The following is a 1594-nucleotide window of genomic DNA, read 5'->3' as shown; positions in this document are numbered from 1 at the left end:
ATGCAAGTATTATTTACTTACGACAATAATTCCATAACAAAGGAAAAATTAAGAAAAACGGAATTGACTTTAAATGAAACAAAACATATTATAAGTTCATAAGAACTTTTTATAATTTTGGAGGTGAAAAGATGGAAACATTTCATCTCACACGAAACGAAATGGCAACGCTCCTTCTATCACTTAGAGGATGGAATCCAAAAAAGCCTCTTAGCATTTTGCAAGAAGCTTGGGCAAAGTCACATAAAAAAGATATTGAAAGCGGACAAAGCGTTACAGCTTTTATTACAACCGCACTTTCACCTATTTTTGAAAAATTAATTAAAATCGATGATACTGATGTCGGTTTTTCTTTAAATGAAATAGTTGCGCTTGGTAATCAGATTGAAAACACTAGTTTCTCTGTAACTGCTATGCAAAACTGGGTGAAACGAGATATAAAAGAAATGATTGGCTCCCCTCAAAAAGGGAAGAAATACTCAATTGAACAAGCAGCCTTATTATTCATTGTTGAAGATTTAAAAACAGCACTTGATTTTGAATCCATTCGCAAACTATTACGACTCATCGTAAATGACCCGGCCGATCGAAGTGATGATTTAATTAACCCTGTTCATTTATATGTAGCTTATTCTTCTTTATTTGAAGAACTAAATCAAGGGAATTGCTTACAACTAAATGCAACTGATACCATTCATACGATCGAAAATATTGTGAAAGAAAAAGCTGATAAAATCGCAAGCAAGTTCGATCAAATTAATAACGAACAACGCGAAGCAATTCGTAACGCTATTATTATCGCCACACTTTCTGTACATACCGCTTATGTACAAATGTTAGCAAAACGTTACGTTTCAGCAACGTTATTTTTACAAAATTTAGATGTAAAGCCGTAAAAGAGGAGCCATAGATTATGGCCCCTCTTTTTGTTATTATAAAAGATGAAATGATATCAATGCGAATGATGTCGTTCATATCTTCAAATATATGAGTGATTCAACAAAAAATATCGATACTATGACAAAAAAGTCAAAACCTTCACCTATCTTTACTATAGATAAAATGAGAATTTTTTAATACTCCTTTCATTCTCTCTTCATGAAAACTCAATTTATATCGTTTACTATAAAAACTAGGAAAACTAATACAAGACATAAAAAGTATTAAAATAGCAATACATTCATTAAATAAGGTATAATTTGCATATAGTGAACTTTTTATGTTATTAAATAAAAAGAGCTTTTACTCGAGAAAACTTATGAACTAGAAGGTGCAACAATGTTAAGTAGTTTTATTCATTCAGTATTAACATTTTTTGAAGGATTAGGTTATTGGGGCATAATGCTTGGACTTATGATTGAGATTATCCCAAGTGAGATTGTCCTAGCTTATGCAGGGTACTTAGTATCAAATGGAAGTATCTCATTTGTAGGAGCAGTCATATTCGGTACAATTGGCGGAATCATTGCCCAAGTCTTTATTTATTGGATTGGACGATACGGTGGTCGCCCTGTATTAGAACGTTACGGAAAATATATTTTCATTCATAAAAAACAAATTGATGCTGCTGAAGATTGGTTTAATCGTTACGGAA

2 protein-coding genes are annotated in these 1594 nt (G+C 31.9%); both read left to right on the top strand.

The window, feature by feature from the left end; genetic code table 11:
• The first annotated feature begins 131 nt into the window (after nt 1-131).
• Complete coding sequence (locus tag KI356_RS24425) at nt 132-896, top strand: DUF1836 domain-containing protein (protein ID WP_002110340.1); 765 nt, start codon at nt 132-134, stop codon at nt 894-896.
• Nucleotides 897-1278: 382 nt separating this feature from the next.
• Nucleotides 1279-1594 (top strand): SNARE-associated domain-containing protein (locus KI356_RS24420; protein WP_212936715.1); only part of this gene is annotated, 316 nt, incomplete at its 3' end.

It is taken from the genome of Bacillus hominis (assembly GCF_018332515.1).
In the GTDB taxonomy this organism is placed as follows: domain Bacteria; phylum Bacillota; class Bacilli; order Bacillales; family Bacillaceae_G; genus Bacillus_A; species Bacillus_A hominis.
Note: the sequence above shows the minus strand (reverse complement) of the source record. Positions and strands in the feature narration are given on the sequence as shown.

Bases quoted from the DNA above. Each gene is read 5' to 3' on its own strand.
- KI356_RS24425 (WP_002110340.1), top strand. From the start codon at position 132: ATGGAAACATTTCATCTCACACGAAACGAAATGGCAACGCTCCTTCTA.